We start from the raw sequence: 1,882 nt of genomic DNA on the forward strand, positions 1-1,882 counted from the left end.
CAGGTATATTTTCATTTTAATTTTTCTTCTTAACAATCAGGTAGACTAACAGGCTCATGTAACAGGTCAGGAAGTGCGCTTTAATACGATCTTCCCGACGAACGAATACAGGCCGGGCTTCGAATTCAGATTTCATGATCCGAAAATTCTCTTCAATTTCCCAGCGTCGCCGGTTAATCTTCAGAATCTCTTCTGGATTTCCAATGATGTTTGTAATGACGGCGTAGAATCCATCATATTTGGATTCTTCCTGTATACGTTTTTCGTCCAGGCTATAAACATACTTCTTGGCAATTTCTCCGGTAGGGCATACGGCTGTTTTTTCAATAAAACGAGCTGGGTCGTTGGGATTATTCCGCCGCGTCTTTTTCCCAGGAGAATCAATCAATTTCTGGGCACGCTGGATTTGGGCTTGTCGGATGGTCCGCTGGTAGGCTTTGTATTTCGGTGAATAGGTTACAATCAACGTTTCATCTTCTCCCATAGGGATTTCTTTATAAAAGATGGTGTTGAACACCTGTTTATCGCTTTCATCGAGTGTTGAGATGTTTATAAAATTACGAGAACCCGGGGCTCGGAAATGTCGGGAGTCGAGTGCCACGTCACGGTCTTCCTGCTTCATTTTTTTCAGAGAGTGAGTAATAACGTATTGGCGTCCATTCAAACTATTGAACCGGCGGTTCGCTTTACTGCCTAACCCGGCATCGGAACAATAAATGAATCGGCTGCATCCGAAATCCCGGATAATCTTAGTCTCTAACGGTTTGAGGGTAGTCTGTTCATTTTGGTTCCCTGGATACATATCGAAAGACAAGGGGATACCATCGGCATCCATGAATAAGCCCATGGTAATGATAGGATTGGGGCGATGTTCCTTGCTTTTGCCATATTGCTTCATCCCCTCAGCTTCTTCAATTTCGAAATAGTAATTGGTGCAGTCGTAATACAAGACCGTACGATTGCGAGGATGGATGAAGTTAGAATTTCGGTAGAGCTCTTCTTGAATGAAATCGGACTCCTCAGCAATGACAGATAGGGCGCGATATAGATTCTGGAGTGTATAGCGCGGTGGTTCCAATAGGGTTTTACAGAATTCGTAGCTGCTCCGTTTACTGGCTGGAGACAGGATACGGGCAAAGATAAGATCCGCAAGGATAGCAGAGAGATTATAATTGTATTGGTGCCGACGCTTAATTTTGCGGCAAATAGCATCCAAACGCAGTTCTGTGCAAAGGTGTTGCAAGAATAGATATCCTACATTAAAAGAACGTTGTTCCTCTTTGGGGATACAAGCAGATTGAGAAAGGAAAAGCGCAATTTTTCCGGACTGCGTACGGCACGCTTGAGTCTCTTTGGCGGCTTCTGCATTGGCCCAAGCCATCATTTTATCTTTATCACCATGATATTCTTCTAAGAGAGCATCCAATCTACCCAATTTACGATAGACCCGTGAAGATGTTCGGCCATTCTCTTTTCGATAGGATTGTATAATATAGACACTTTTGTTTTTGCCAGTTCCTGTAACAGCGGCATACATAAAAACCACCTCTCACAGGGTATTATACCATATAGCACGATATAGCACAAATAAAAACAGAAAATTTGACAAAAAGACGCGCTTGTTTACTGGCTTCATGGGCATTTTTTTATGAATTAAGTGTCAAACTCCCGAAGCGCCTGGAAGAATTGGGCGTTCCCAAGACGATTGTCACCTTTGTCATGCCGACGGGTTATTCCTTCAACCTCGACGGCTCGACGCTGTACAGTTCAGCCGGTATCTTGTTCATTGCCCAGCTCTACGGTATCCAGATGCCCATTGAGCAGCAGCTACTGGTCATGGTCACGCTCATGCTGTCGACCAAGGGCATTGCCGGTGTTCCCC

The 1,882-nt window shown here is 44.3% G+C and carries 1 protein-coding gene and 1 pseudogene; one reads left to right on the forward strand and one right to left on the reverse strand.

The window, feature by feature from the left end; all coding sequences use genetic code 11:
* Positions 1-16 precede the first annotated feature (16 nt).
* The gene (locus tag NM10_RS12680) at positions 17-1,537 is read right to left on the reverse strand and encodes an IS1634 family transposase (protein WP_020311934.1); all 1,521 of its coding nucleotides are present in this window, start codon (positions 1,535-1,537) and stop codon (positions 17-19) included.
* A 134-nt stretch (positions 1,538-1,671) separates the two neighbouring features.
* Between NM10_RS12680 and NM10_RS12685 the strand changes: the two are divergent.
* Positions 1,672-1,882 (forward strand): annotated as a pseudogene (locus tag NM10_RS12685) (cation:dicarboxylate symporter family transporter); the annotation flags it as partial.

It is taken from the genome of Megasphaera sp. NM10 (assembly GCF_000417505.1).
In the GTDB taxonomy this organism is placed as follows: domain Bacteria; phylum Bacillota; class Negativicutes; order Veillonellales; family Megasphaeraceae; genus Megasphaera; species Megasphaera intestinihominis.

Coding starts and splice junctions, on each gene's coding strand:
- NM10_RS12680 (WP_020311934.1), bottom strand. CDS start 1,537: ATGTATGCCGCTGTTACAGGAACTGGCAAAAACAAAAGTGTCTATATT.